Consider the following 25680-nt stretch of genomic DNA (forward strand, 5'->3'; position numbering starts at 1 on the left):
AAACCTGACCTCAAACTGGGTTTGGGGTAAGCCTATTCAATTTCCATGCCAGTAAAATATCCGTTAAATATCAATAGATTGAAGTCTGGCGTCAAAGCCTTGACCTCAGGCTTCCTTGCTCATGCCGTATTTCTTCATCTTCTCCACCAGGGTGGTGCGGCGCATGCTGAGCAGGTCGGCGGCACGGGCCACCACCCCGTCCTGGGACTCCAGGGCCTGACGGATCAGCTCCACCTCGAGATCCGCTAGCATCTCCTTGAGGTTGACCCCCTCCTGAGGCAGCTGCATGGGCAGCGCCACGGCGGCCGGGGCATCCAGCTCGGGGGTGCTCTGGAACACGGCGGCCAGGGCATCCCGCTCGTCCATCTCGGTGAGACGCTCGTCTCTCGGCTCGCAGGGGAGCAGACGATAGCGGCCGGGCAAATCCGCCACATCCACGATCTGGTTCGGATAGAGGATGAGCAAGCGCTCGATGAGGTTCGAGAGCTCGCGCACATTGCCCGGCCAGGAGTACTGCATCAGGGACTCCATGGCGCGCTGGGTCAGGCGAATGATGCCCTTGTGCTGCTCCGCGTGGCGATTGAGCAGCTCCTGCAGCAGCAGGGGAATGTCGTCGGAGCGCTCGCGCAGGGGGGGCGTCTCGATGGGGAAGACGTTGAGGCGGTAATAGAGATCTTCCCGGAACACCTGGGTGCGGATCATCGTCTCCAGATCCCGGTGGGTGGCGGCGATGACGCGCACGTCCGCCTGCACCGGCTTGCCGCCACCGACCCGATCAAACTGGCGCTCCTGCAGCACCCGCAGCAGCTTGACCTGCATGGGCAGCGGCATGTCGCCGATCTCGTCGAGGAAGAGGGTGCCGCCCTGGGCCAGTTCGAAGCGGCCGCGACGGGCGGCGATGGCGCCGGTGAAGGCCCCCTTCTCATGACCAAACAGCTCGCTCTCCAGCAGTTCTGCCGGGATGGCGCCGCAGTTGATGGGCACGAAGGGGCCACTGCTGCGGGCAGAGAGTTCGTGGATGGCGCGAGCCACCACCTCCTTGCCGGTACCGGATTCACCCAGGATCAGCACGTTGGCGTCGGTTTCCGCTACCTGGCCGATGAGGCGGCGCACCTCCTGAATGCCCCTGCCTTTGCCCACCAGCAGGCGCAGCAGGGCCTGGCCCTTGTCGTGCAGTTGCTGGCGAGGATGGAGGGAAAGGAAAGCCTGACAGAAGTGCAGATGACGGGTCAGGGACTCATAGGTGAAGGGCTCGTCGCTGCCACCGATGAAGTTGCTATTGGGGTGATCCGCCTGCTGCAGGGAGAGAAAGGGGATGCGGGGGAAGGCCCCGAGCAGCTCGATGAGGGGGCGCTCAAGCAGCTCACCCGTCAGGATCCCTTGCAGGGGTCCCGAGGACTCCACTGCCATGTCGAGATCGCCCTCATCCACTTCCTGCCACGGGATCCCCATGAAGGAGAGCACAGTACCCAGTTGCAAACGCCGCTGTTCATCGGCATCGACAATCAATACCCCCATCGCCATCATATCCATCCTGTCGAAGCCTCTAAAATATCTTATTGTTTTTTAAGTATTTTATATGGGCGTATCCATGCGCCGCCCATAGTGTCAATGCCGCACAAGGTGCCAAAATTCTGGCGGATTGTCAAAAGTTGTCGCGTCTTGCCCGCCTCTCTGTGGACGGGATCACGGTACGGGCATCTTGCCAGCGGGGTAAGAATAGAAGATGACAGGGGACTATCAAAAAAGAAGGGTCCACAAGGGACCCTCTGGGATGTCAGTGATGCATCTGCTCCCGGGGAGCGGCGTAGCGACATTGCGGGAAGCGGCTGCAGGCGAGGAACAGGCGGCCGGCATGGGGGCCCTTCTTGGCCTCCCGCTCCACCAGCAGGGCGTCGCAGCGCGGGCAGTGGGGCTGCGCCTGGGGACGCTCTTCCTCCTCCTCCAGGTCGCTGAACAGGTTGTCCAGCAGCTCGGGTTCCGGCATCCCTTTCTCCGGCGTCACAGTGGCGATCCCGGGCTGCGGGCTGACCGATTTGTGTCCGTGATGGCTCTCGCTCAGATCCACCCCATCCAGTTGCAGCGGATTGAAGGTCGGCTCGCGCCGCTCACCGGGCAGCAGATCCTCGGCAGGGGCCGTCGTCCTGGCAAGCAGCGGCAGCAGCTGTTCACGCAGATCCTCCACCTGATAGTGGCTGCTGGCAGGGATCTGCAGCAGCGGCAGGCCGGCGCTGTCGCAGGCCTCTTTCAGGAATTGATCCCGGGCCTTGCGCTTCTGGTGGCGATGGGAGCTGTCATCGAGCTCGACCGCGCAGAGGAAGGAGAGATCCCCCGGGTGGCAGAGCAGGTAGTCAAAATGCTTGGCGCTGATCTTGTTGAACGCTTGTTGCCACTTGCTCTTGCCCATGCGCGCCTCGGGCGTCAGCACGTCCGCCACCCGCACCTTGGCGAAGACCCGCGCCTTGTCACCCACAGCAAGGCTCAGCACCCCAAGGAAGGAGCGCTCCGCCGGGCTGAACAGAGTTTCCTGCAGATCATAGGGCAACGTCTTGCCCTGCTTGCCACGGGACCAGAAGATCGCCAGCAGCAGGAGCACCAATAACACCAATCCCGATACGACAAGGGTATTCATGAGGGTACTGTCCAATTCACACAATGAGAGAGAAGGAGCGCCACTTTACCACAGGGGCAAGAGGGCGCGCATCGCCCGCAGCAGGGCGAGCTCGGGGATCGGGGTTTTTCATGGGTTTTACGCACGGCGGGGCTTCATATGACCTGCCACAGCAGGCACAATGCTGGTGGAACTCATTCAAAGGAGAGCAGGATGCAAAAGCAATTGGTCGTCACCGTCATCGGGGCTGACAAGCCGGGTATAGTCGAGAGCCTGGCCAATACCATCAGCCATGAGCAAGGGAACTGGCTGGCCAGTTCCATGAGCGAGCTGGCCGGACAATTTGCCGGCATCTTACACGTCAGCGTCCCCGATGAGCACTATCGCAGCCTGTGCGAGGCGCTGGTGATGCTGCCTGGCCTCACCGTCAGCTTCGCCGAAGGTCAGCTCAGCCCGGAACCCGCCCGCCAGGTGATGCTGAGCGTGACCGGCAACGACAGGGCCGGCATCGTCCACGAGGTCGCCAGCATCTTGCGTCAGCTCAATATCAACGTGGCGGACCTCACCACCGGTTGTGAACCGGCCCCCCACTCCGGCGCTCCGCTTTTCTACGCCCATGCCCTGGTGGCCCTGCCCCCCCAGCTCGAACTGGATGCCCTCATCAGTGCGCTGGAGTCCCTTTCCGATGATCTGGTGGTCGATATCGATCAAGACCTCACCGAATAGCGCCGGCTGTCATAAATTTGTCATGGTTTGACCCCATAACTGCCGGCCAGATGCAACCGGATCACAGAGGCATATATGAGCACCGACAAGCAGTATGAAGAGAAAGAGCTGAGTTGGCTCTCATTCAATGAACGGGTGTTGCAAGAGGCGATGGACAAGACGGTCCCCCTCATCGAGCGGGTTCGCTTCCTCGGGATCTTTTCCTCCAACCAGGACGAGTTCTTCAAGGTCAGGGTCTCGGACGTCAAGCGCCGCATTCTCATCAACGAGGTGCACGGCGGTGACGACGAGGCCAAGGTGTTGCTGCGGGCCATCCAGCAGAAGGTGATGGCCCTTGGCGAGGCGTTCGACAACACCTACAAGGAACTGCTGATCGCCCTCGCCCGCCACAACATCTTCCTGGTCAACGAGAACCAGCTCTCCGATGCCATTCAGCAGTGGTTGCGGGTCTTCTTCAAGGAGAAGGTGCTGCGCCACATCATCCCCATCCTGCTGAACAAGGAAGTGAACCCGGTCAAGTTCCTGAAAGACGAGCACACCTACCTCGCCGTCGAAATGAAGAAGAACGGCCAGGTGATCCAGTACGCCCTGGTGGAAGTGCCGACCGACGATCTGCCCCGCTTCTTCCAGCTGCCGCCGGAAGGCACCCGCCGCAAGAAGCAGATCATCATCCTCGACAACGTCATCCGCTTCTGTCTTGACGAGATCTTCAAGGGCTTCTTCGACTACGACGAAATCGCGGCCTACGCGGTCAAGCTGACCCGGGACGCGGAATACGATCTCTCCGACCAGCTAGACCTCAGCCTGGTGGACAAGATGAGTGATGGCTTGAAGCAGCGCCTCACCGCCATGCCGGTGCGCTTCGTCTACGAGCGGGAGATGCCCGCCGCCATGATAAGCTTCCTCAAACTCAAGCTGCAGATAAGCTCATACGACGCCATCATGCCCGGCGGTCGTTATCACAACTTCAAGGACTTCATCGGCTTCCCCAACGTGGGCCGGGATTATCTCGAAAACCCCAAGCTGCCGGCGCTGGATTGCCGCGACTTCGACGGCTTCGTCAACGCCTTCGACGCCATCGCCAAGCAGGATATTCTGCTGTATTACCCCTATCACAAGTTCCATCACTTCACGGAATTGGTGCGTCAGGCAGCGTTTGACCCGGCAGTAAGCGCCATACGCATCAATATTTACCGGGTCGCCAAGAAGTCGCGCATCATTCACTCCCTCATCGACGCCGCCAACAACGGCAAGAAGGTGACCGTGGTGGTGGAGCTGCGCGCCCGCTTCGACGAAGCGGCCAACATCGACTGGGCCAACATCCTCACCGATGCGGGGGTCAAGGTGGTGTTCGGGGTGCCGAGCCTCAAGATCCACTCCAAGCTCTGCCTCATCACCCGCCACGAACACGGCGAGGCGGTGCGCTACGCCCACATCGGCACCGGCAACTTCAACGAGAAGACCGCCAAGATCTACACCGACTTCTCCCTGCTGACCCGCCACCCGGACATCACCGCCGAGGTGGAGGGGGTGTTCGAGTACATCGAGTACCCCTACCGGCGCTACAAGTTCAACCACCTGCTGGTCTCCCCCATCAACAGCCGTCGTCAGCTCTATCGCCTCATCGACAACGAGCTGGCCAACGCCAAGGCGGGGCAGCCAAGCGGCATCACCCTCAAGATCAACAACCTGGTGGACAAGGATCTCATCAACCGCCTCTACGCGGCCGGTCAGGCCGGGGTGCCCATCCAGATGATCATCCGCGGCATGTGCGCCCTGCGCCCCGGCGTGCCGGGCCTGAGCGAGAACATCCAGGTCATCAGCATCATCGACCGCTTCCTCGAGCACCCCCGCGTCATGGTGTTCCACAACAAGGGCAACCCCCAGCTGTTCATCTCCAGCGCCGACTGGATGAGCCGCAATATCGACGGCCGCATCGAGGTGGGTACCCCCATCTACGACGAGCGCCTCAAGCAGCGGATCCTGGACATTCTCCAGTTGCAGCTCGGCGACACCTGCAAGGCCCGCGTCATCGACGCGGATCAGAGCAACCAGTACGTGAAGCGGGGCAACCGCCGCAAGGTGCGCTCCCAGGTGGCGATTTACGATTATCTCAAACGCATAGAGTCAAACCATGGACAATAGTCTGTACGCCGCTGTCGACCTGGGCTCCAACAGCTTTCACATGGTCATCGCCCGCCTCGCCGAGGGGCGGATGCAGATCGTCGATCGCATCAAGGAGCGGGTCCGCCTGGCGGAGGGCATGGACGAGCAGCGCCGCATGTCCGAGGAAGCCATGGCCCGCGGCCTCGACTGCCTTGGCCTCTTCGCCGAGCGCCTCACCAACATCAAGCCGGATCAGATCCGCATCGCCGGCACCTACACCCTGCGCCGCGCCAGCAACGCCCGTGACTTCGTGCGCGAGGCCGCCCTGGTGCTCAATCACCCGGTCGAGATCATCAGCGGCCAGGAAGAGGCCCGTCTCATCTATCAGGGGGTGGCGCACACCCAGCACATCGAAGGCCAGGTGCTGGTGGTGGACATCGGCGGTGGCAGCACCGAGCTCATCATCGGCGAAGGGTTCGAACACAAGGCCCTCACCAGCCGCAAGATGGGCTGCGTCAGCTTCACCCAGAGTTTCTTTGGCAACGGCAAGCTGAGCGAGAAGGCCTTCAACGCCGCCGTGCTGGAGGCCCAGCACCAGCTCGCCCCCATCATCAACCAGTACCGCAAGCTCGGCTGGCAGAGCTGCCTTGGCAGCTCGGGCTCCATTCGCACCGTGCGGGACGTCTTGCAGGGGGAAGAGTGGACCGACGGCAGCATCACGCTGGCGGGGCTCGAGCAGCTCAAGACCGAGATGCTCAAGCACAAGAAGGTCGAGCAGCTCAAACTCGCGGGTCTCACCGAGGAGCGCCAGGGGGTGTTCGCCGCCGCGGTCGCCATCCTGATCGGGCTCTTCACCTCCCTGCCCATCGAGCGGATGGAGTACTCCGACGGCGCCCTGCGTGAAGGGTTGCTGTACGAGTTCGAGGAGCGGCTGCAACACCACGACATCCGCGAGCGTACCGCCCTTGCCCTCATCAGCCACTACCGCATCGACAAGCGCCAGGCGGCCCGGGTCGAACAGAGCGTGCTGGCCCTGTTCGATGCCCTGAGCGATCCCTGGCAGATGCCCATCGAGCCCTATCGCGCCATCCTCGGCTGGGCGGCGCGGCTGCATGAGATTGGCCTTGCCATCAACTACAGCGGCATCCACAAGCACTCCGCCTACATCTTGCAAAACACCGACCTGCCCGGCTTCAACCAGGACGATCAGGCCCTGCTCGCGGCCCTGGTGCGCTTCCAGCGCAAGGGGCTCAAGCTCGCCGAACTGCCCGCCTTGCCCAACCACGATGAGCAGACGGTGCTGCGCTGCATCCGCATCCTGCGCCTCGCGGTGGCGGCCCACCACCGGCGCCAGGACAATCTGCTGCCGCCGTTGAGGGTGGTTGCCGCCGGGGATCAGCTGGTGGTCACATTGCCGACCGAGTGGTGCGAGGATAACCGCCTGCTGATGCAGAATCTGGAGAAGGAGCACCGTTATTGTCAGGAGCAGGGCTGGCCCCTGCTGTTTCAACTGAGTTAGCGCCCCTTCCTTGATGCAAAGAGGCAGCCCGGTGGCTGCCTCTTTGCTTATGCAGGTTTTTCTTGTCTGCTCAGTGCAGCTCCGGCAACAGCCACTTGGCAATTTCGAAGTAGATGATGAGGCCGGTGCCATCCACCAGGGTGGAGATGAAGGGGGCTGAGACCACCGCAGGATCTATCCTGAAGCGGCGCAGCACCATGGGGATCACGGAGGCGACAGTGGCGCTCCAGAGCACGATGGCGATGATGGTCAGGGTCACCACCATGCCGATCTCGGGGCCCACACCCAGGCTCCAGGCCCGCACCCAGGCCGCCAGGGCGATGGCCATGGAGATGAGCAGACCGGTGGAGAGCTCCTTCTTGAGCACTGTGCCGAGGTTTCTCATGCTCACCTCCCCCACCGCCATGGCACGCACTATGGTGGTGGTGATCTGGGTGCCGCTGTTGCCACCGGTGCCGATGAGCAGCGGGATGAAGAAGGCCAGGGCGATGGCCGCTTCCAGCTGCTCCTCGAAGGCCCGCAGCACGGTGCCGGTGTAGGCCTCTGCCACGAACAGGACGAGCAGCCAGCCCACCCGCTTGCGCCACAGTTGCCAGGGCGTCGCCTGCAGATAGGGGGTATCCAGCGGTGACGAGCCCCCTTGCAGCTCCGCATCCTCGGTGGATTCGAGCTCCAGGATGTCGGCGGCGTCGTCCACGTGGAAGACCCCCACCAGCCGTCCCCTGTCCTCCACCGGCAGGGTCGAGATGTCGCGATCGATGAGCAGACGGGCCGCCAGCTCCTGATCCGCACGGGCGTCGATGCGCACCGCCTCCCTGTCCATCAGCTCGCTCACCGGCCGCTGAGGGTCGGCGATGAGCAAAGACTTGAGAGTGACGCTGCCGAGCAGGCGCTGATCGCCGCTGACCACGTAAAGCTGCTGGAACGGCAACCCCTTGTCCCAGGCGTCGTGGATCCGCTGCTTGGCGATCGCCACCGTCTCCCCCTCATGGATGGCGACGAACTCGTGACGCATGTTGGCCCCGACCGAATCACTCGGCCACTCCAGCAGGGTGGATAGCCCCGACTGCGCCGGTTCGGGGAGGCAGGCGAGCAGTTTGCGGCGCTCGCTCTCATCGAGCTTGCGCAGGATACCGAGCAGCTCGCGCCGCGGCATGGCCCCCTGCAGCACGCCGAGTATGCTGGCGTGCAGGCGCAGCAGCAGCCTGGCGGCCCCATCCGGTGGCAGGGAGACGAGCAGGTCACTCCCTTGCGAAGCTGGCAGGGTGTCGAAGATGCAGTTGAGCTCTTCCGGGCGCAGGGTCAGCAGTTGGTCGGCTCGCTGGACAGGATCCAGGGTACGGGCGAGCCAGCCCTGCAGGGCAGCCAGGTCGAGCAGTTGATGACGGTTGAGCAGATGGTGTGTTTTCTTCATCACAGATGTCCTCATGTGATCCCGGGGCAGGCCCGGAAGCAGCCGATGAACCGCGGCCGCCGCTTGCAAGAAAACAGCAATTTGATTGACGAGTAACAGGCAGGAAATGACGCCGTCCGGCGTGTCTTCATCCCCACGTACCAGCTTTAGCACTGCATAACGTATCCGGCACGCCGGAAGCCACTTGGGTTGACACCTTAATCCGATGAAAACTGTCCTGATCTTGGGCGTCTCTGGACGTCGTGAGATCAGTGGCCTGTGTTTATGCAGGAGCCTCGCCTAACGAGATGCTGCGAATAGATGCAGGGCCCTTGGCCATGCGGGCGGCATCATCGGCGAGGTGCGACCGGGAGTCAAGGCGCCGTGGCCCCTTGCAACGGGTTGTTACAAATTGGCCGAGAGGGCCTTGAAATAAAGGGCCCTGAAATGACGACTCCCCCGGGCCAGGGCCACGGGGGAGTCACGGTCAACGAGCGGAGATCAGCGGATATAGTCGAACAGGGTCAGCTTGCTTATCTTGCTGAAGGCGAGCTGGGAGGCGCTCATGGCGGCGTCTTCCTTCGACAGCGCGGCGATCACCTCGTACATGTCCGCCTCGGAGACCTTGGCCCTGGCCTGCTGATTCAGGGTGCTGAGACCATCGTTCGAGCTCATCACCTGTTCCAGGCTGTTGAGCCGGCTGCCCACGTCCCCCTGCCTTCGATCGACCTTGGTTCTGGCGTTGTCCATGTGGGTGGTAGCGTCGGCCACCGCCAGCTGGAAGTCATCCGCCGAGATGTTGGGGTCGCGCAAGGCCGAGATGAAGTCGGACATACCGTTGAGTATGTTGTCGTTCTTGGGGGCATCGAGGGCAAAGGTCTGATCCGCGCTGCCCGCCGGCAAGTCCAGGGTCAGCTCCAACCCGTTGAAGGCAATCTTGTTGCCCGCGCTGTAGTCGCCACTTTGCACCACAGTACCGCCACTGTCCTTGATCTCGTAGGTATCCGGCGGGCCCGCCAGGGTGCTCACGGTGAATTCGTTGCTGGGCAGTGCGGAGTCGTAGTTGTTGCGATAGAAGCTCTCGAAGTTGCCCTGATCCCCCACCCCCACCTGGATGTTGCCGCTGGTGGCGCTGGCGGTGCGCCGGGTCGCCACCATCTCGAACAGATCGAAGCCCGAATCGTTGGCCGGGATCTGCACGGTCGGCGAGACCTGGATGCTGCGCTGGCCCGTGTCCCCCTGGAACACATAGTTGCCGCTCGCATCCTTGACGAAGGGCTGGGTCTTGCTCTGATTGCCGCCGAAGATGAACTCCCCCTGGGAGTTCTTGCTGTTCATCAGATCGAACATCTGCTTTTGCAGCCCCTCCAGTTCGCTTGCGATGGCGCTGCGCTCCTCGCTGCCCATGGCGGAACTGTTCGCCTTCTGGATCAGGGTCTTGGCGCTCAACATGGCGGTGTTGATGGAGGATAGCACTGTGTCTTCGTGGCCCAGGCTGTTCTCCAGCAGGCTGCCGTTGACACTGTACTGCTTGAACAGGTCGATCTCCTTGGTCAGGGCCAGCTTCTGGCTCATGCCGGAGGGATCTTCCCCCGCCCGGGTGAACTTGTCCCCTGTCATCAGCTGGTTGTAAGCCGTGTTCTGGCGCTCGCTGACCTTGCTCATGGTGGCCAGATTGCGGTCGTAGATCATGTTGGTGGTGATGCGCATGGATTACCTCACGGACGACAGCAGGGTATCGAAGATGGTCTTGGCGGTGTTGACGATCTGGGCCGAGGCGGCATAGGACTGCTGGAAGCGGATGAGGTTGGCCGCCTCTTCCTCCAGATTGACCCCGGAGACGCTCTCGTAGATGCCGGTGCTCTGGGTCAACTTGGCCTCGTTGGCCTGCAACAACGTCTTGGCCTGACTGGTCTTGTTGCCCACTCCGGTCACCAGGGCGCTGTAGGCATCGTTGAAGGTCATCTTGTCGTTGCTGGTGGCGGCATTGTTGTTCTTGCGCACCAGCTCCTTGTTTTGCAGCTCCGCCAGGGCCAGACCGTTGGCGTTGTCGGCGAAACCGTCCTTGTTGTAGCTCAGATGGAAGCTGTCCTTGGCCTCCACCTTGCCGGTGATGCTGACGTCATAACCCGGCGCCGTCTTGGGATCGGCATACACCTTGGGGCCTCCCAGCGGGCTCTCGAGGGCGGCCATCAGGTTCTGCCCCTTGCTCGAAGCCGGTGCCACCCCGATGAGGGTGGTGCCGTCCGCCGCATAGACCTCGTAGTTGCCGCTGTTGTCTATCTTGACCACCTGGGGCGCCGCGGGATCCAGGCTGTTGGTGCCAAACCCCGAGCCCGTCCCTGTGTTGTAGACACCGGTCATTTTTATTTCACCGGAGCCGATATTCTGAGAATTTTTATCTGCTTTGATGGGGGATGCCAGTGCGATATCCTCCGGGCGAGTGATGGCGGCTTCGAGTCCTGCGGCGGCATACTTGGTCGGCTGCAACAGGATCTTGTCCCCTGCCGCCGGGGTACCGGAAAGATCGATCTCGATGCCGTGTCCCGCCACGCCCACCTTGGCAGGCGGCGTGGTGCCCGTCATGAGAGAGGTACGGTTGCCGCTGCCATCGATGGCGAACACCTCATAACCGGTGGCACTGCTGAACTTCACCTCGTAATCGAAGGTGGTCACCTCGGTCCCCTTGCCGGGCACGAAGCTGACGCTGGCAGCGCCGCTGCCGGTGTTGCTGCCATAGGGCAGGCCCTTGCTGGCCGCGAGGGTGAAGAGATCCCCGCCAATCTCGTTGTCCAGATCCATCCCCAGCCGATTCTGCTGGTTCATGGCATCCGCCATGGCGACGGCCAGCTGCCCCAGCTCCCGCTTGGAGGGTTCCAGATCCCGGCGAGCGGCAAAGAGGCCGCCGATACCGCCGCCGATGTCCTGATCGTTGATGTCGGCCTTATTGGTGCCGAGGGTGAGTTGCAGGGTCGAGTCCCGGGAGTCGGGGTTGCCCGCCACCACCTTGAACTGCGCGACCCCGCCATCCAGCACCAGGGAGTGGCCCGTGCTCATGTTCACCAGCATGCTGCCGTTGGGCTGGGTGACGGTGCGGATCTCCATCTTCTCGGAGAGCTGACGCACCGCCTCATCCCGCTGATCGAACAGCATCAGACTCTCTTCCGGCGTCCCCTGGGTGCGGATGATGGCCTGGTTCAGATCGTTGATGCTCTGGAGCAGGCTGTTGACCCTGTCGGTCTCGTCGCCGATGGTGGCGTTGATGGTGTCCGACTGCTTGTCGAGCTGGGCGGAGAGGGTGTGATAGCGGTTCACCATGCCATTGAGTTCGCTTAGGGTGGTCTTGCGACCCCCGATCTCGGCCGGTGACTCGTTGGCGGTGTGGAAGGCCTTGAAATAGGAAGTGATGGTGGTGCCCACGCTGTTGCTGCTGTCACCCAGCAGGCTGTCGAGCTGGAACAGCTGATCGTAGCGATTGCCGGAGGCATGGTAGGCGGAGGTGTCACGACGCACCTCCCCCTGGGCATAACTGTTGATGACCCGCTGGGTCACCATGTCGCCCGTCCCCAATCCGACGGAGTTGGTATACACCAGGGTGCGTTCACGTACATAGCCCTGGCTATTGACGTTGACGATGTTGTTACTGGTGGTCTGCAGCAATCGCTGCTGGGCCATCACACCCGAGGTTCCAATTCCAAGCAGATCGCTTGCCATAGCTTACAGCTCCATCTCTGTGTTGCCGGTTGCGGAGTAGCCGGCGATGGCGTCACTGCGCAATACCTGTTTCAGTTTGCTGGCATACTGGGGGTCGGTGGCATAACCGGCCTGTTGCAGCGCCTCGAAGTAGCGATCCGGACTGTCCACCTTGGCCAATGCCCCCTTGTAACGGGTGCCCGAGGTGAGGAAGTCCACGTAGTCGTTGAAGCTCTCCTCGAACGACTCGTAAGAGCGAAACGCCGCCTTCTGGCGTGAGGCCACCCCTTGTTCGTATTCCAGGGTGCTCACCACCGCCTTGGGACCATCCCAGCGAGGATCAGCCTTGATGCCAAACAGGTTGTGGGTTATCTGCCCCTCCCCGTCCTTGATCACCCGCTTGCCCCAGCCGCTCTCGAGGGCCGCCTGGGCCACCAGTACCGCCGGGCTCAGCCCCAGCTTGTCCGCCGCCTTCTTGGCGAGCGGCATCAACCTGTCCACGAACTCCTCCGGGCTGTCGAACACCAGCGCCGTCTTGTCCAATGTTCTGCTGTGTCCGGCGGCGATGCCTTGTGCCGGCCCCATGGGGGGAATGGCACGGCGGCGGTGGGAAGTGGCCGTCGATTGGCTCCCCCCCATCTCGTTATCAGCAAAATCTTTGCCAACTTTTGAGGCCGCAATCAGATCGTTCGGTGCCGAGGTGGGAGGCTGGTAGGGTTTGTAGACCCGCTCGGTGCGCTCCGGCAGCCTGAGTACCCGGCCATCGTTGTGGGTGAAGGTTTTCTGCTCGGGGGCCAGCTGCTTGGCCACCATCTCGGCGATGCCAAGGCCCCCCTTGCTCGACATGTCGGCGACCCGCTGTTCATCCAGCATCCCCTCGTAGAACTGGGTGTAGCTGCTGTTCATGGGATTGCCTTCGGTCAGCACGGCGTTGGCCTGGCGCATCCCCTTGAACAGGGTCTGGGTGAAGATGGACTCGAACTGGCGAGCCGCCGCCATCAGCGCCTCTCCCTTGCCCTCCTTGCTCTGGCTCATCCGGCGCAGCTTGTCCAGGTTCTGGACGTCCTGCACCATGCCAAGGTTGATCCCGCTCTGGGTGTCGAACTCTGCCATACCTACCTCGTTGCCGCCCGTGGCAAGCCTTTGCCGCCCGGCGTCGACCAGATGGCCTCCCGCCGAGTGACCAGGCTTCGCATCACCGCCTCGACACAAACACCCATTTACAGGATCACCAGCTGACCCTGGATGGCGCCCGCCTGCTGCAGGGCCTCCAGGATGGCCATCAGATCGCCTGGGGCTACCCCTACCTGATTCACCGCCCGCACCAAGTCGTCCAGGGTCGCGCCGGTGTCGAGCTTGAACATCCGACCCGGATCCTGCTGCACGTTGATGGTGGAGTTGTTGGTGATCGCCGTCTGGCCACCGGCCAGCGGATTGGGTTGGGAGACCTGCTGATTCTCGGCGATGGTGACCGTCAGGCCACCGTGACTGATGGCCGCCGGCCGCAGTTTGACCTCGCTGCCGATGACGATGGTGCCGGTGCGCGAGTTCACGATGATCTTGGCGGATTCACTCGCCGGATCTACTTCCAGGTTCTCGATGGTAGAGAGATAGGAGACCCGCTGACCCGGATCCCGGGGCGCAAACACCTTGATGGAGGTGGCATCCAGCGCCTGGGCCGTGTTCGGGCCCACCAGATCGTTGACCACGTCGGCCACCCGCCGGGCGGTGGTGAAGTCCGGTCGATTCAGGTTGAAGGTGATGGTGTCGCCCTGGCTGAAGGAGTTCGGCACCTCACGCTCCACGGTGGCGCCGTTGGCGATGCGCCCCACGGTCGGGGTATTGACCACCACCTTGGAACCGTCCGCCCCCTCGGCCCCGAGGCCCCCCACCACCAGGCTGCCCTGAGCGACGGCGTAGACGCGGCCGTCCAGCCCTTTCAGGAAGGTCTGCAGCAGGGTGCCGCCGCGCAGGCTCTTCGCCTCGCCGATGGCGGAGACGGTGACGTCTATGGTCTGGCCCGGCTTGGAGAAGGCAGGCAGATCCGCATGAATCGCCACCGGCGCCACGTCCTTGATCTTCGGCTTGATGTTATCCGGCACCTTGATGCCGAAGTTGTTGAGCATGGTTCTGAAGGTCTGCTCGGTGAAGGCGTTGTTCTTCTCCCCCGTGCCGGGCAAGCCCACCACCAGGCCGTAGCCGATCAGCTGGTTGCTGCGCACCCCTTCCACCGAGGTGAGATCCTTGATGCGTGAGGCGTGTGCCAGCCCGAGCGGCAGGCAGCAGCACAGCAAGGCGAGCAGACGAAGTCGATTCATGAGAGCTCCTAAACCCCTGATTGCTAGATGGGCCACCAGGGGCCGTTGAAGAAGCTGGTGAGCCAGCCCTGTTCCTGGGTGTTGGCCAGATCGCCGGTGCCACCGTAGTGGATGCGCGCGTTGGCGACCCGCTGGGACGACACGCTGTTCTCGGAGGTGACGTCCTCCGGGCGCACCAGCCCGGTGATGCGGATGTATTCATTGCCGTTGTTGAGCATGATCCACTTCTCGCCGCGCACCAGCAGGTTGCCGTTCGGCAACACCTTGACCACGCTGACCGAGATGTTGCCCTGCAGGCTGTTGCTCTGATCCGCCTTGGCCTGCCCCTTGAAGGCGCTGCTCTGATCGACGGAGGCCGACAGGTTGTAGGGGCTGGCGGTCACCGGCACCCCACCAAGGCTGACCGGTGACAGGTCGAAGCTGTTGTCCTTGCCACTCTGGGTGTTGGCCTTCTTGGAGGCCGAGGTGGACTCCGCCAGTTCGATGGTGATGATGTCACCTATCTTGTGGGCCTTGATGTCCGAGTAGATGCCGTTGACCTGCTCGGGCTGGAAGATGGCGCCGGTGGGACGCACCGACACCGGCTCCGATTCGCCGTAGACGGGGGCGAACTCAGGATCATCGGGTCTGGCGGTGTTGGGGGTACTGGTGCAGCCGGCCAGCGTCAGCAGGCCCAGCATCCATATGGCTTTCATCATGGGTCTCCTACATCAGGTGCGCTGGGTCAGGAAGGACACGAGGACCTCCACCGCCAAGCGTTGCCAAGACAGTCTTCTTGTCACGTTGCCTTCCCTTAGGTCCGCTGGGTCAGGAAGGACATCATGGAGTCCACCGCCGAGATGACCTTGGAGTTCATCTCATAGACCCGCTGGGCCTGGATGAGGTTGACCAGCTCCTCGGTCACGTTGACGTTGGAGGTCTCCAGCATGCCCTGCTTGATGACCCCAAGGCCGTCCGCACCGGCGGTCCCCTGGATGGGGGCACCACTGGACTGGGTCTCGACGAAGAGGTTTTCCCCCATGGGTTGCAGGCCGGTGGGGTTGACGAAATCCGTGGTGTTGATCTGACCGACCACCTGGGACTGGCCATCACCCTTGAGCTGCACCGACACCTGGCCATCCTCGCCCACGGTCACGCTCTGGGCGTTCTCGGGGATCTGGATCTCCGGTTGCAGCGGATAACCGTTGCCCGGGGTGACGATGGTGCCTTCGTCATTGAGGGTGAACTGGCCGTTGCGGGTATAGGCGGCGCTGCCATCCGGCAGCTGGATTTCGAAATAACCGCGCCCGCTGATCATCAGATCCAGGGAGTTGTCCGTGGTCTGCACGTTGCCCTGGCTGTGGTTCTTCTGGGTGGCGACCACCTTGGCCCCCGCCCCCAGCATCAGGCCGGAGGGCAGCTCGGTGTCCGCCGAAGAACGGCCACCCGGCTGGTTGATGTTCTGATAGAGCAGATCCTCGAAGATGGCACGGGCCTTCTTGTAGCCCACTGTGCTGGCGTTCGCCAGGTTGTTCGAGGTGACCGAGATGTTGGTCTGCTGGGCATCGAGGCCGGTCTTGCTGATCCAGAGTGCAGGATTCATTTAATGCTCCTTGATTAGCTGATACGCAGCAGCTGGGTTTGGGCCTCGTCATTCTCCTCGGCGGTCTTCATGATCTTGACCTGAGTTTCGAACTGACGTTGCAAGCGAATAAGGTTGGTCATCTCGTCGACCACGTTGACGTTGCTCCCCTCGAGGGAGCCCGCCAGCAGGCCGACATTGGCGGAGGCCGGTTCGGTCTGGCCATCCTTGCGACGGAACAGGCCATCCTGCCCCTTGGCCACCGCATCGGCCGGCGGATTGACCAGCTTGATGCGCTGGAAATCTTCCGGCAGGTTGGGGGCGGCCCCTTCCGGGCGACCGCTGATGGTGCCGTCCCGGTTGATCTCAATTTTCTCCATGGGCAGCGGCAGCACGATGGGCTGGCCCGCGTCATCCACCACGTTCAGGCCGGTGGAGGTCTGCAGGTTGCCGGCTTCGTTCAACTGCAGGTTGCCCATGCGGGTATAGGCCTCGCCGCCGTTGGGATCCTGCACCGCAATCCAGCCCGGACCGTCAACGGCGACGTCAAGATCCCGACCCGTGGTCTGCAGCAGGCCATGCTGCAGGTTCTGACCCGGACTCTCCGTCATGGCGAACACCCGCGTGGGCAGCCCTTCGCCAAACGCCTGCATGCTGCGCGCCTGCTCGAAGTCAGACTTGAAGCCGATGGTGTTGGCGTTGGCCAGGTTGTTGCCACGCACAGCCAGGCTGTTCATGTTCTCCTTGGCCCCGGACATGGCAATATAAAGCAGGTGATCCATGGGATCCTCCGTCAAACTGATGACTCTCGGGGGACAACTGCAAGTAGGATGCCAATAGCAGCGCGATTGGCACGAAGAAGGGGTAAAAGGCGGGGGAAGAGAAAACACAAGGGGCGCCGAAGCGCCCCTTTACAACCGCGTACTCGATTAACGGATCTGCAGGATGCTCTGCTGCAGGGAGCTGTTCACTTCCAGGGAACGGGAGTTGGCCTGGAAGTTGCGCTGGGCGGTGATGAGATCCACCAGCTCGGTGGTCAAATCCACGTTGGACTGCTCCAGGGCCGAGGACTTGATGGAACCGAAGGTACCCGAATTCGGCGTACCCGGCAGGGCGTCCCCGGAGAGCAGGGACTGGCGCCAGGAGGTGTCACCCACCTGGGTCAAGCCCTGGGAGTTGGCAAACTTGGCCATGGCCACCATGGCCACCTTGACCGTGGTCGCGTTGCTGTAGGTGGCGGAGACGATGCCATCTGCCCCGATCTCCACCTTGGTCAGACGACCGACGGTAGAGCCATCCTGGGTCAGCTTGCTCACCTCGAAGGGAGAGGAATACTGGGTCACGGTGCCCAGCTTGAACTCGATCTCCTGAGTGCCATCGGCACCATTGGTGATGATACCGGCCCCCGCCGCCCCCAGTTGTTCGGTCTTGATGACCGCCGGCGTGGTCGGCGTCACCATCTTGCCGGAGGCATCGAAGGTCACGCGGGCGCTCAGGGGCGCCTGGCTGACACCGGTCGCCATGGTGGTGGCGGTGCCGCCGGCGATGTCGATGGGCTTGTCATCTTGATAGAGGTACATGCGCCAGGCGGTCGGTACCGCCGCCTGGGTCGGATCGGCCGGGTCGGCTTCTTTCACGAAGTACTGGGTGATGGTATGTGCTTCACCCAGGGAGTCGTAGGCCACCACGGACGTGGAGGAAGAGTAGGTGCTCGAATCCTTGGGATCGAACTTGGAGGCATTCACATCCATCAGAGTCTTGGTGCTGGAAGGCAGGTTGAAGCCCGCCTCGACCGTCGTGGTCTGTACCGGCTCACCGGCCTTGTCCGGGATCTGGATGGGCTTGGTGGCGTTGATGCTCACCGCCTTGGGGGTGCCATCGGCGTTAATCTCGTACCCCTGCAGATAACCACCGGAGTTGCTGACCATGTAGCTGCTTTCGTTCAGCTTGAAGGCACCGGAGCGGGTATAGGTGCGATCCAGGTTGGTCAGGCCATCGGAGGTCACGAAGAAGCCGTTGCCCTGGATGGCGAGATCCAGCGCGTTGTTGGTAAATTGCAGCGCCCCCTGGTGGAACTGCTGGGCCACGGCACCGGTCGCCACCCCATTGCCGACCTGGGTCTTGGCATTGACGAAGATGGAGTTGGCATAGACGTCGGCAAACTCGGCGCGGGACTCCTTGAAGCCGGTAGTGTTGACGTTGGCAATGTTGTTCGCGGTGACGTTCAGGTCTTTTTGAGCCGCATTGATGCCGCTGAGGGCATTGTTGAATGACATGTCTTTATCTCCTTAGATCACTGCTTTAGAGGTCGAGTCAGGGGTCGTGGTCGACTTGCCGCTCGTCCCGCCAATTTCCAATACATCGGTCAGATAGATGCCACCCAGTCCCCTGAGTTTGAGGGTGCTGGGGTTTGAACTGGTGCCCAGGGTCACGCTCTCCACCTTGGCATAGGTGAGGGCCGGCATGCTCTCGGACTTGCCGTCCACGGTGCCGTGCGCCTCTATGCTGTACTTGCCGCTCTTGACCTCATTGCCATCCTTGTCCTTGCCATCCCACTCGAAGGCCACGTTGCCCTTCTTGTCTCCCTCGAGGGAGAACTCCTTGATGACCTGGCCGCTCTCGTCCTTCACCGTCACCTTGATGTTGCTGGCGCCGTCACCGGTGGCGATGACCCCGCTGATGCTCTCCCCCTTCTCCAGATAACCGGTCTGGGATGGGATCAACACGTTCTGGCCCACCAGGGCCGAGGCCTGCAGCGCCTGGCTGGAGGTCATCAGGCTGTTGAGGCTCTCCATCTGGGTGGAGAGGCTGCTGATCCCCTGGGAGGTCGACATGGACGTCATCTGGGACAACATCTGGGCGTTGTCCACCGGCTTGAACGGATCCTGATAGGAGAGCTGCATGGTCAACAGCTTGAGGAAGGACTCCTGATCCAGCTCCTTCTTCTGGACGCTGGTGGTGGTGCTGGTCTGATTCGCCGTCGTTCGATTGACGCCGAGCAGGCTGTCATAGGTATCTGCCATCTATCGCTCCCCCTGTCAGGACTTGCCGAGGCCAAGGGTCTGCTGCAGCATCTTCTTGGCTGCATCGGCGACCTGGACGTTGGTCTGGTAGCTGCGCGAGGCATTGATCATGTCCGCCATCTCCTCCACCATGTTGACGTTGGGCTTGAAGATGAAGCCATCCTTGTCCGCCATGGGGTGATTGGGGTTGTACTCCTTGAGCAGAGGGGCATCGCTCTCGACGATCCCCTTCACATCCACCCCCACCGAGGCCTGCTTGTCGGACATGGCCTGATCCAGCTGGGCGGCAAACACTGGCCGCCTGGCATGGTAAGTTTTTTCCACACTGGAGCTGACGCTGTCGGCGTTGGCCATGTTGCTCGCCACCGTGTTGAGGCGAACGGACTGCGCGCTCATGGCAGAGCCTGCAATGTCAAAGACCTTGAACAAACTCATTACTGTTCTCCTTTCAGTGCCTTGAGCAGGCCGCTTATCTTGCCGTTCATGAATTCGAGGGAGGCCTGGTACTCCAGGCTGTTGCGCAGGAACTCGCTACGCTCCTCCTGCACATCCACGGTGTTGCCGTCTCCGGTATCCGGTTGCAGAGGGTTGCGATACTGGGTCGTGCCCGGGGCGTCCATCTGCAAGGCGAAGTGTTTCTCGCTGGTGGTGGCCAGACCGAACCCTTGCTGGCTCTGGGCCTGCTGCAAGGCCTGGGAGAAATCGATGTCTCTTGCCTTGAAACCCGGGGTATCCGCGTTGGCGATGTTGCTGGACAGCACCTCGGCACGCTTGGCGCGAACGCTCAGCGTGTACTGGTGAACCCCGAATGCCTTGTCGAATGAAATTGCCATAGCGCACCTCCTGCTTCACGAATGTTTAGCAAGAGGTGTGCCAAAGAGGGGTTAGAAGGGAGTTATTTGACTTTGTAGACGATGCCGGGGTTGCAGCGGATCATCTCGAACTTGTCGGTGAGACCGGCCAGGGACTCCGAGGCCCCCAGCATCAGATAGCCGCCGGGATTGAGGCTGCTGGCAAACTGGTTGAGGATCTTGGACTTCACCTCGGGGGCGAAGTAGATGAGCACGTTGCGACAGAAGATGATGTCGAACTTGCCGAGCAGGCTGTAACTCTCCAGCAGATTCAGGGGGCGGAAGCTGGTCAATTTTCTGACACGCTCCGACACCCGCATCTTGTTGTCACCGCAGGGCTCGAAGAACAGCCGCTTGCGCTCGGGGGAGAGGCCGCGCGCCAGCGCCAGGCTGTCATAGACCCCCTCCTTGCACTGGTTGAGCATGGTGCTGGAGATGTCGGTGCCGACGATCTGCACCCCGCCCGGCAGGGTACCCGGCCGTTTCACCTGCTGCTCCAGCGCCGTCATGGCGATGGAATAGGGCTCCTGCCCGGAGGAGGAGGCGGCAGACCAGATCTTGATGGGGCGGCCACTCTTGCCCAGCTCCGGGAAGACCTTGTCGCTGAGCAGCTGAAACGGATAGGTATCGCGAAACCACAGGGTCTCGTTGGTGGTCATGGCGTCCACCACGGCCATCTTCAGCTCCCGCTCCCGGATCCCCATGGAGCGGGTCACCAGTTCAGACAGACTCTCGATACCAAACTGAGTCATCAAGGGCGACAGACGACTCTTGACCAGATACTGTTTGTTGTCACCCAGCACGATCCCGCTCTGTTGCGCCAGAAAATTGCTGAATTGTTTGTATAAGTCGTCCGAAAGTGTCTTCATGCAGTTTTTTCTTCTTTATTAGAGTGCGCCTTGTACGGCCTTGGCCAATTCATCCGGCTGGAACTTGGCGATGAAGTTGTTTGCACCAACCTTCTGGACCATGGCCTGATTAAACACCCCACTGAGGGAAGTGTGCAGAATAACATGCAAATCCTTGAGTGCGGGATTGTTGCGGATCTCGGCGGTGAAGGTGTAACCGTCCATCTCCGGCATCTCGATGTCCGAGATGACCAGGGCAATCTGATCCAGGATGGGCCCCTGCTTGGCCATCTCCAGCAGCATGTTGAGGGCTTCGCGCCCATCCTTGGCCAGCACACACTGCACGCCGATGGCTTCCAGCGCCCGCTGCACCTGCTTGCGCGCCACCGAGGAGTCATCCGCCACCAGCACCGGGCGACCATGGGGATTGCGCTCCACGCTGGCGTCCACCAGCTCGGCACTCACCTCGGTGGAGACCGGCGAGATCTCGTTCAAAATCCGCTCCACGTCCAGGATCTCCACCAGCTCGCCGTCCACCTCGGTGACCGCCGTCATGTAGTTGATGCGCCCGGCGCCTTTGGGGGGCGGCAGGATGGATTCCCAGTTCATGTTGATGATGCGCTCCACCGAGTGCACCAGGAACCCCTGAATGGATCGGTTGTACTCGGAGATGATGATGAAGCACTTGGAGAGATCCTGGATCGGACGTTTACCCATCGCCATGCTGAGATCGATGACCGAGATGGTCTGGCCACGAATGTGCGCCACCCCGCGGATGCAGGAGTTCAGCTTGGGCATGACGGTCAGGGACGGACACTGCAGCACCTCACGCACCTTGAAGACGTTGATGCCAAATCTTTGACGTCCGTTGAGACGAAACAACAACAGTTCCAACCGGTTTTGTCCCACTAGCTGGGTACGTTGATTGACCGAATCGAGAATACCCGCCATAAACACTCCCTAAAAACGCTGGCATTAATCATGCATATGTCTTCGCATACAGGCTGGCGTGCGTCAGACTCTTGTTGTCTGGGCGGCCAAATTCTGCAGCAAGCATAGTTAACTACGGTGATATACGTGAACAGCTTATCGACCGGCAAGCAAAAATGATTAGTAGACTTTTCCTCATCTTACTGCCCTTTGTCGGCCTCTCTCAGGCCCGGGCATCCGAGGTCACCCAATACCTGCAGGAGCAGGCACAGGAGTTCGTGCTCGGCCAGCTGGATATCCCCCTGGATGCCCAGGCCGAGGTGACTGCCGCCTCCATCGACGAGCGCCTCCCCTTGAGCCGCTGTGAAGAGGCCCTGACCCTCTCCTTCCCCAGCAAGATAGAGATCCGCCGCAACACCACCGTCTATCTCAAGTGCGAGGGGGACAAGCCCTGGGATCTCTATCTGCCGGTGCGGGTCAGCATCCAGAAACCCTATGTCACCGTGGCGGCCCCCGTGGCCAAGGGCGACATCCTGAGCGAGGGCATGCTGACCCTGGCCTACCAGGATCAAACCCTGATCCGTGGAGACTACTTGAGCGACACCGCTCCCCTCATCGGGGTGCGCAGCAAGCGGGAGCTCAAACCCGGCCAGCCCATCCGCCTCACCCAGGTGTGCGTGGTATGTAAGGGGGACCAGGTCACCCTCAGCGCCGAAAACAGCAGCATGCAGATCAAAACCATGGCCCGAGCCTTGCAAGATGGCAGCTTCGGAGACATGATCAGGCTCGTCAACATCCGCTCGGGCAGGCAGGTGCAAGGCAAGGTCGATGCCGTCGGCTCCGTGGTGGTCACATTCTGATTATTTTGTTAATGCCCGATTTTTTTTCTAAAGTTCTGACCGCCGTCACCGATAACCAGATAAGCGAACAGCAAAGCAGACGAAGGTAACCCTATGGCTATCAACAATATCAACAACTTGGCAAACAGCCGGCTGCAAAACAATGCAACCAGCGTCGCCAGCAAGTCTACGACTTCGGCCGAAGGCAGCCGCGCGACCCCCGTCAAGGCTGACTCTGTCTCCTTGACCAGCGAGGCACAGCAATTGCAACAGATGAGCAAAACCCTCAACACCGTCTCGACCGGTAACGAGAGCCGCGTCGAGAGCCTCAAGAAGGCCATCGCCAGCGGTGAATACAAGGTCGACAGCGAAGCCGTCGCCAAGAAGATGTTCAGCTTCGAAGCGGATCTGGATAAACGCCTCGGATGATGGACTTAGCCGAGCTGTTGCGCGCCCAGGACGACCATCTCTCCCAGATGCAAGGCGTGCTGGCGGAGGAATTTGATCTGCTCAAGCAGCACAGGGCGCTGGCCCTGCCAGCCTTGGCCGAGCGCAAGCAGCAACTGCTGGCTGCCATCGAAACCCTGGATCAGACCCTGGCCAAGCAGCCGGATCTGCGTCAGCAACTGAGCGCCTTCCCCGCGCAGTTGCAGGCCTTGCAAAGCAAACTGGATGCCTGTCAGGAACAGAACGATCTCAACGGTCGCCTGCTCGAACTCAGCATCATCTCCAATCGCCGTCTGGCCAGCTTCCTCAGCAAGCTCAGAGACAGCAACTCCCTGACCTATGACGCCAAGGGCAACACACGTTCGGGGACCCGCTCCCTCGGCATCAAGGCCTGATCGCCGCTCTCTTCTCGCTTTTCGTTACAACACCAGTCGCATCAGTTCGGCCCCATCGGCGCAGCCGTGAATGCTCAGGACACCATCCTGATAGCGGCCATAACTTGCCGGCCACTCCCCTCGCGGAAAACAGATAGACCCCGGATTCACCAGCACCCGATCCCCTTCCCGCTTCAGCACGGGCAGATGGGTGTGGCCGCTGATGAACAGGCTGCCCGCAGGCAGGGGCACCGCCTGCGGCTGATAGAGGTGACCGTGGCTCGCGAACCAGCGTCGCCCGTCCACCAGCAGCTGGTTGTAGGGGGCCGTGATGGGGAAATCGAGCAGCATCTGATCCACTTCCGAGTCGCAATTGCCCCGAACCGCCATGATCTGCGGCGCCAGTCGGTTGAGCCGCTCGGCCACCGCCGCCGGGGCATAGCCCTCGGGGACCGGATTGCGCGGGCCGTGATTGAGCAAGTCCCCGAGCAGCAGATAGTGATCCGGCTGCCAGGGGGCGAGCCGCGCCAGCGTTGTCTCCAGCGCAAGCAGGCTGCCGTGAATGTCGGAGATGATGGCGATCTTCATGGTGCGCTCCCTTCCTTTGCGACCGGCGGCTGGCTGAAGTAGAGATCCTTGGTGGCGATGGAACCCTTGAGATTGCTGCTCGGCAGGCCGCGCAGGGAGGGGTCCACCAGCCGCATCTGGTTGTAGTGATAGACGGGGATGACGGGCATCTCGTCCATCAGCATTCGCTCGGCCTGATGGTAGTAGCCGTTGCGGGCCTTGCCATCCAGGCTGTCCGCCGCCTGTTGCAACAGGGCATCGAAGGCGGGATTGCAGTAGCCGCTCTCGTTCTGGGGATCCTGGCAGCGGAAACTGCTGAGCATGGATGATGGTTCAACATAATCACCAAACAAAAATGAACGGGCCAGCATGAAATCACCGCTGTCCTTCGCCACCTGGTAGGCATTCCACTCCATGTTGTTGAGCACCACCTCCACCCCCAGCGGCTTCCACATGGCGGCCACCGCCAGCGCCAGCCGCTTGTGATTTTCCGAGGTGTTGTAGGTCAGGGTCAGCGTGAGGGGATGATCCCGGTTGTAACCCGCCTCGTTCAGCAAGGCCGCGGCCTTGGCCAGCCGCGTCGGCTGATCCAGGGTGGCGAGCTCGGAGCCGAGCGCCTCATAACCCGGCATGGCGGGCAGCAGGGACCAGGCCGGCGGCTCACCCTGGCCGCTCACCTTGTCGGTCAGCAAGCGGCGATCGATGGCCATGGCGAGGGCCTGGCGCACCCGTACATCCTGCAGCTCCGGGCGGCGCAGGTTGAAGGTATAGAGATAGGTGCCGAGCAGGGGCAGGCCCCAAATTCGCTCGGGGGTCGTCTCCTTGGTCTTCTGGTAGTACTCCAGCGCCACCTTGTTGGTGAGCTGGATCTCGCCCGCTTCGTAGCGCAGCCGCTCCGCATGCTGGGAGGCGAGCGGCAGATAGGTGACCCGCTGGATGCGGGTATGGGCGTCGTCCCAGTACTGGGCGTTGCGCTCGGCCTCTATCCGCTCGTTCGGCACCCAGTTCACCAACTTGTAGGCGCCGTTGCTCACCAGCTTGCCGGGCTGGGTCCACTGCTTGCCAAACTGCGCGATCGCCTGCTTGTTCACCGGCACGAAGGGGCGCTGGCTGATGAGCTGCAGGAAATAGGGCACGGGCCGCTCCAGGGTCACCTTGAGGATCTGGTCGCTCTCGGCCTCCACCCCCAGGGCGTTCAGATCCAGGGCGCCGGCATAGATGGACTGGGCATTGTTGATACCGGTGGCCAGCAGCAGGCCAGCAGACGGGGAGCCCTGCGCCGGATCCAGCAGCCGCTGCCAAGCATAGACGAAATCCTGGGCTGTCAGCGGCTCACCGTTCGACCACTTGAGCTGGGGACGCAGAAAGAAGCGCCACACCAGACCATCCTCGCTGGTCTCCCAGCGCAGGGCCTGGGCCGGCACTATCCTGCCCTGGCCATCTTCACTCACCAACCCTTCGAACAGGTCCACCAGCACCACTTCACCGGGAAAACCTGAGCGGATCTGGGCCGGATCCAGGGATTCGGGCTCGGCGCCGTTCCCCTTGACCAGGGTCTGTCGGTCCGCCAGCGCCGGGCTCTGGACAACGGTGGTCGCCTGCAAGGGAGGAGCCAGCATCAGACCCAGTAGAAAAGGGGGAAGCCAGCGGCGGGCACAATGGGGGGCAAGGGGGGAACGCATCACATCAACCTCATTCAATTCTGTTCACAACAAAAATAGGGGGAAGGCCGGCGGCGCGCCTTGGTCAAGAATGCATGATGCCGCGCTTGTTATCCCCGAAGACGGGCCGTATTGTATCGGGCTTGCCCGGCAGATGGAGTCTTTCGGGCTATTTTTTTCAGAAGTTTTTTGCGATGTCCGCCAGTGAAGGCT

General features: G+C 61.6%; 24 protein-coding genes and 1 riboswitch. Of the genes, 6 read left to right on the forward strand and 18 right to left on the reverse strand.

Annotated elements, in window-relative coordinates; all coding sequences use genetic code 11:
* Nucleotides 1–105: 105 nt before the first annotated feature.
* Complete coding sequence (locus tag VZC39_RS13030; RefSeq protein WP_434663039.1) at nucleotides 106–1527, reverse strand: sigma-54 dependent transcriptional regulator; 1422 nt, start codon at nucleotides 1525–1527, stop codon at nucleotides 106–108.
* Nucleotides 1528–1777: 250 nt separating this feature from the next.
* On the reverse strand, nucleotides 1778–2632 hold the full coding sequence (locus VZC39_RS13035; protein WP_349918475.1) for a DUF2726 domain-containing protein: 855 nt from the start codon (nucleotides 2630–2632) through the stop codon (nucleotides 1778–1780).
* 192 nt (nucleotides 2633–2824) lie between these two features.
* On the opposite strand from VZC39_RS13035, the gene VZC39_RS13040 reads away from it, so the two are divergent.
* The 3 genes from VZC39_RS13040 to ppx all read left to right on the forward strand — a co-directional run bounded on the left by VZC39_RS13040 (nucleotide 2825) and on the right by ppx (nucleotide 6962).
* Nucleotides 2825–3337, forward strand: a complete 513-nt coding sequence (locus tag VZC39_RS13040; protein WP_349918476.1) for a glycine cleavage system protein R — start codon at nucleotides 2825–2827, stop codon at nucleotides 3335–3337.
* Between the two features lie 75 nt (nucleotides 3338–3412).
* Nucleotides 3413–5482 (forward strand): polyphosphate kinase 1, encoded by a 2070-nt coding sequence (gene ppk1 / locus VZC39_RS13045; protein ID WP_434663042.1) that lies wholly within the window; start codon nucleotides 3413–3415, stop codon nucleotides 5480–5482.
* Nucleotides 5472–6962, forward strand: coding sequence for an exopolyphosphatase (gene ppx, locus VZC39_RS13050; protein ID WP_434663044.1), 1491 nt, complete (start codon nucleotides 5472–5474; stop codon nucleotides 6960–6962). The genes ppk1 and ppx overlap by 11 nt, the downstream gene beginning before the upstream one ends.
* A 70-nt stretch (nucleotides 6963–7032) precedes the next feature.
* Here the strand turns inward: ppx and mgtE are convergent, their stop codons facing one another.
* From mgtE to VZC39_RS13120, 14 genes are all read right to left on the reverse strand, one after another.
* Nucleotides 7033–8376 (reverse strand): magnesium transporter, encoded by a 1344-nt coding sequence (mgtE, locus tag VZC39_RS13055; RefSeq protein WP_434663047.1) that lies wholly within the window; start codon nucleotides 8374–8376, stop codon nucleotides 7033–7035.
* Between the two features lie 124 nt (nucleotides 8377–8500).
* Nucleotides 8501–8670, reverse strand: a riboswitch (M-box (ykoK) riboswitch).
* Nucleotides 8671–8856: 186 nt separating this feature from the next.
* Nucleotides 8857–10065, reverse strand: coding sequence for a flagellar hook-associated protein FlgL (flgL, locus tag VZC39_RS13060; RefSeq protein WP_349918480.1), 1209 nt, complete (start codon nucleotides 10063–10065; stop codon nucleotides 8857–8859).
* Nucleotides 10066–10068: 3 nt separating this feature from the next.
* Nucleotides 10069–12069, reverse strand: coding sequence for a FlgK family flagellar hook-associated protein (locus tag VZC39_RS13065; protein ID WP_349918482.1), 2001 nt, complete (start codon nucleotides 12067–12069; stop codon nucleotides 10069–10071).
* A gap of 3 nt (nucleotides 12070–12072) precedes the next feature.
* A complete protein-coding gene (flgJ, locus tag VZC39_RS13070) occupies nucleotides 12073–13161 on the reverse strand; it encodes a flagellar assembly peptidoglycan hydrolase FlgJ (RefSeq protein ID WP_434663049.1) in 1089 nt (362 codons plus the stop codon).
* 107 nt (nucleotides 13162–13268) lie between these two features.
* A complete protein-coding gene (locus VZC39_RS13075) occupies nucleotides 13269–14366 on the reverse strand; it encodes a flagellar basal body P-ring protein FlgI (RefSeq protein WP_349918484.1) in 1098 nt (365 codons plus the stop codon).
* 23 nt (nucleotides 14367–14389) lie between these two features.
* Entirely contained in the window at nucleotides 14390–15061 is a 672-nt protein-coding gene (gene flgH, locus VZC39_RS13080; protein ID WP_349922491.1) for a flagellar basal body L-ring protein FlgH, read from the reverse strand.
* A 98-nt stretch (nucleotides 15062–15159) separates the two neighbouring features.
* Complete coding sequence (gene flgG, locus VZC39_RS13085; RefSeq protein WP_100859248.1) at nucleotides 15160–15948, reverse strand: flagellar basal-body rod protein FlgG; 789 nt, start codon at nucleotides 15946–15948, stop codon at nucleotides 15160–15162.
* 14 nt (nucleotides 15949–15962) lie between these two features.
* Nucleotides 15963–16709, reverse strand: coding sequence for a flagellar basal-body rod protein FlgF (gene flgF, locus VZC39_RS13090; RefSeq protein WP_434663050.1), 747 nt, complete (start codon nucleotides 16707–16709; stop codon nucleotides 15963–15965).
* Nucleotides 16710–16856: 147 nt separating this feature from the next.
* The gene (gene flgE, locus VZC39_RS13095) at nucleotides 16857–18203 is read right to left on the reverse strand and encodes a flagellar hook protein FlgE (RefSeq protein WP_349918487.1); all 1347 of its coding nucleotides are present in this window, start codon (nucleotides 18201–18203) and stop codon (nucleotides 16857–16859) included.
* Nucleotides 18204–18215: 12 nt separating this feature from the next.
* Nucleotides 18216–18950 (reverse strand): flagellar hook assembly protein FlgD, encoded by a 735-nt coding sequence (locus tag VZC39_RS13100; RefSeq protein WP_349918489.1) that lies wholly within the window; start codon nucleotides 18948–18950, stop codon nucleotides 18216–18218.
* A 15-nt stretch (nucleotides 18951–18965) separates the two neighbouring features.
* The gene (gene flgC, locus VZC39_RS13105) at nucleotides 18966–19385 is read right to left on the reverse strand and encodes a flagellar basal body rod protein FlgC (protein WP_349918491.1); all 420 of its coding nucleotides are present in this window, start codon (nucleotides 19383–19385) and stop codon (nucleotides 18966–18968) included.
* Nucleotides 19385–19783 (reverse strand): flagellar basal body rod protein FlgB, encoded by a 399-nt coding sequence (gene flgB, locus VZC39_RS13110; RefSeq protein WP_349918492.1) that lies wholly within the window; start codon nucleotides 19781–19783, stop codon nucleotides 19385–19387. Before flgB ends, flgC begins: the two co-directional genes overlap by 1 nt.
* Nucleotides 19784–19845: 62 nt before the next feature.
* Nucleotides 19846–20670: a CheR family methyltransferase gene (locus tag VZC39_RS13115; protein ID WP_434663059.1), complete on the reverse strand. Its 825-nt coding sequence runs from the start codon at nucleotides 20668–20670 to the stop codon at nucleotides 19846–19848.
* Nucleotides 20671–20688: 18 nt separating this feature from the next.
* Nucleotides 20689–21600, reverse strand: coding sequence for a chemotaxis protein CheV (locus VZC39_RS13120; protein ID WP_434663062.1), 912 nt, complete (start codon nucleotides 21598–21600; stop codon nucleotides 20689–20691).
* A 233-nt stretch (nucleotides 21601–21833) separates the two neighbouring features.
* Between VZC39_RS13120 and flgA the strand changes: the two genes are divergently transcribed.
* The 3 genes from flgA (at nucleotide 21834) to VZC39_RS13135 (ending at nucleotide 23260) form a co-directional block, all read left to right on the forward strand.
* Nucleotides 21834–22439, forward strand: coding sequence for a flagellar basal body P-ring formation chaperone FlgA (gene flgA / locus VZC39_RS13125; RefSeq protein WP_349922492.1), 606 nt, complete (start codon nucleotides 21834–21836; stop codon nucleotides 22437–22439).
* Nucleotides 22440–22532: 93 nt separating this feature from the next.
* Nucleotides 22533–22847: a flagellar biosynthesis anti-sigma factor FlgM gene (gene flgM, locus VZC39_RS13130; RefSeq protein WP_349918495.1), complete on the forward strand. Its 315-nt coding sequence runs from the start codon at nucleotides 22533–22535 to the stop codon at nucleotides 22845–22847.
* Nucleotides 22844–23260, forward strand: coding sequence for a flagella synthesis protein FlgN (locus VZC39_RS13135; RefSeq protein WP_349918496.1), 417 nt, complete (start codon nucleotides 22844–22846; stop codon nucleotides 23258–23260). Before flgM ends, VZC39_RS13135 begins: the two co-directional genes overlap by 4 nt.
* A gap of 24 nt (nucleotides 23261–23284) precedes the next feature.
* Here the strand turns inward: VZC39_RS13135 and yfcE are convergent, their stop codons facing one another.
* A complete protein-coding gene (yfcE, locus tag VZC39_RS13140) occupies nucleotides 23285–23827 on the reverse strand; it encodes a phosphodiesterase (RefSeq protein WP_434663065.1) in 543 nt (180 codons plus the stop codon).
* A complete protein-coding gene (locus VZC39_RS13145; RefSeq protein WP_434663068.1) occupies nucleotides 23824–25488 on the reverse strand; it encodes a peptide ABC transporter substrate-binding protein in 1665 nt (554 codons plus the stop codon). Before VZC39_RS13145 ends, yfcE begins: the two co-directional genes overlap by 4 nt.
* Between the last annotated feature and the right edge of the window lie 192 nt (nucleotides 25489–25680).

The sequence above is a fragment of the Aeromonas sp. NJAU223 genome (genome assembly GCF_051125555.1).
Classification (GTDB): domain Bacteria; phylum Pseudomonadota; class Gammaproteobacteria; order Enterobacterales; family Aeromonadaceae; genus Aeromonas; species Aeromonas veronii_G.

What these genes read in the sequence shown, in the direction of transcription:
- VZC39_RS13030 (WP_434663039.1), bottom strand. Translation starts at nt 1,527, where the DNA reads ATGATGGCGATGGGGGTATTGATTGTCGATGCCGATGAACAGCGGCGT.
- VZC39_RS13035 (WP_349918475.1), bottom strand. Translation starts at nt 2,632, where the DNA reads ATGAATACCCTTGTCGTATCGGGATTGGTGTTATTGGTGCTCCTGCTG.
- VZC39_RS13040 (WP_349918476.1), top strand. Translation starts at nt 2,825, where the DNA reads ATGCAAAAGCAATTGGTCGTCACCGTCATCGGGGCTGACAAGCCGGGT.
- ppk1 (WP_434663042.1), top strand. Translation starts at nt 3,413, where the DNA reads ATGAGCACCGACAAGCAGTATGAAGAGAAAGAGCTGAGTTGGCTCTCA.
- ppx (WP_434663044.1), top strand. Translation starts at nt 5,472, where the DNA reads ATGGACAATAGTCTGTACGCCGCTGTCGACCTGGGCTCCAACAGCTTT.
- mgtE (WP_434663047.1), bottom strand. Translation starts at nt 8,376, where the DNA reads ATGAAGAAAACACACCATCTGCTCAACCGTCATCAACTGCTCGACCTG.
- flgL (WP_349918480.1), bottom strand. Translation starts at nt 10,065, where the DNA reads ATGCGCATCACCACCAACATGATCTACGACCGCAATCTGGCCACCATG.
- VZC39_RS13065 (WP_349918482.1), bottom strand. Translation starts at nt 12,069, where the DNA reads ATGGCAAGCGATCTGCTTGGAATTGGAACCTCGGGTGTGATGGCCCAG.
- flgJ (WP_434663049.1), bottom strand. Translation starts at nt 13,161, where the DNA reads ATGGCAGAGTTCGACACCCAGAGCGGGATCAACCTTGGCATGGTGCAG.
- VZC39_RS13075 (WP_349918484.1), bottom strand. Translation starts at nt 14,366, where the DNA reads ATGAATCGACTTCGTCTGCTCGCCTTGCTGTGCTGCTGCCTGCCGCTC.
- flgH (WP_349922491.1), bottom strand. Translation starts at nt 15,061, where the DNA reads ATGAAAGCCATATGGATGCTGGGCCTGCTGACGCTGGCCGGCTGCACC.
- flgG (WP_100859248.1), bottom strand. Translation starts at nt 15,948, where the DNA reads ATGAATCCTGCACTCTGGATCAGCAAGACCGGCCTCGATGCCCAGCAG.
- flgF (WP_434663050.1), bottom strand. Translation starts at nt 16,709, where the DNA reads ATGGATCACCTGCTTTATATTGCCATGTCCGGGGCCAAGGAGAACATG.
- flgE (WP_349918487.1), bottom strand. Translation starts at nt 18,203, where the DNA reads ATGTCATTCAACAATGCCCTCAGCGGCATCAATGCGGCTCAAAAAGAC.
- VZC39_RS13100 (WP_349918489.1), bottom strand. Translation starts at nt 18,950, where the DNA reads ATGGCAGATACCTATGACAGCCTGCTCGGCGTCAATCGAACGACGGCG.
- flgC (WP_349918491.1), bottom strand. Translation starts at nt 19,385, where the DNA reads ATGAGTTTGTTCAAGGTCTTTGACATTGCAGGCTCTGCCATGAGCGCG.
- flgB (WP_349918492.1), bottom strand. Translation starts at nt 19,783, where the DNA reads ATGGCAATTTCATTCGACAAGGCATTCGGGGTTCACCAGTACACGCTG.
- VZC39_RS13115 (WP_434663059.1), bottom strand. Translation starts at nt 20,670, where the DNA reads ATGAAGACACTTTCGGACGACTTATACAAACAATTCAGCAATTTTCTG.
- VZC39_RS13120 (WP_434663062.1), bottom strand. Translation starts at nt 21,600, where the DNA reads ATGGCGGGTATTCTCGATTCGGTCAATCAACGTACCCAGCTAGTGGGA.
- flgM (WP_349918495.1), top strand. Translation starts at nt 22,533, where the DNA reads ATGGCTATCAACAATATCAACAACTTGGCAAACAGCCGGCTGCAAAAC.
- VZC39_RS13135 (WP_349918496.1), top strand. Translation starts at nt 22,844, where the DNA reads ATGATGGACTTAGCCGAGCTGTTGCGCGCCCAGGACGACCATCTCTCC.
- yfcE (WP_434663065.1), bottom strand. Translation starts at nt 23,827, where the DNA reads ATGAAGATCGCCATCATCTCCGACATTCACGGCAGCCTGCTTGCGCTG.
- VZC39_RS13145 (WP_434663068.1), bottom strand. Translation starts at nt 25,488, where the DNA reads ATGCGTTCCCCCCTTGCCCCCCATTGTGCCCGCCGCTGGCTTCCCCCT.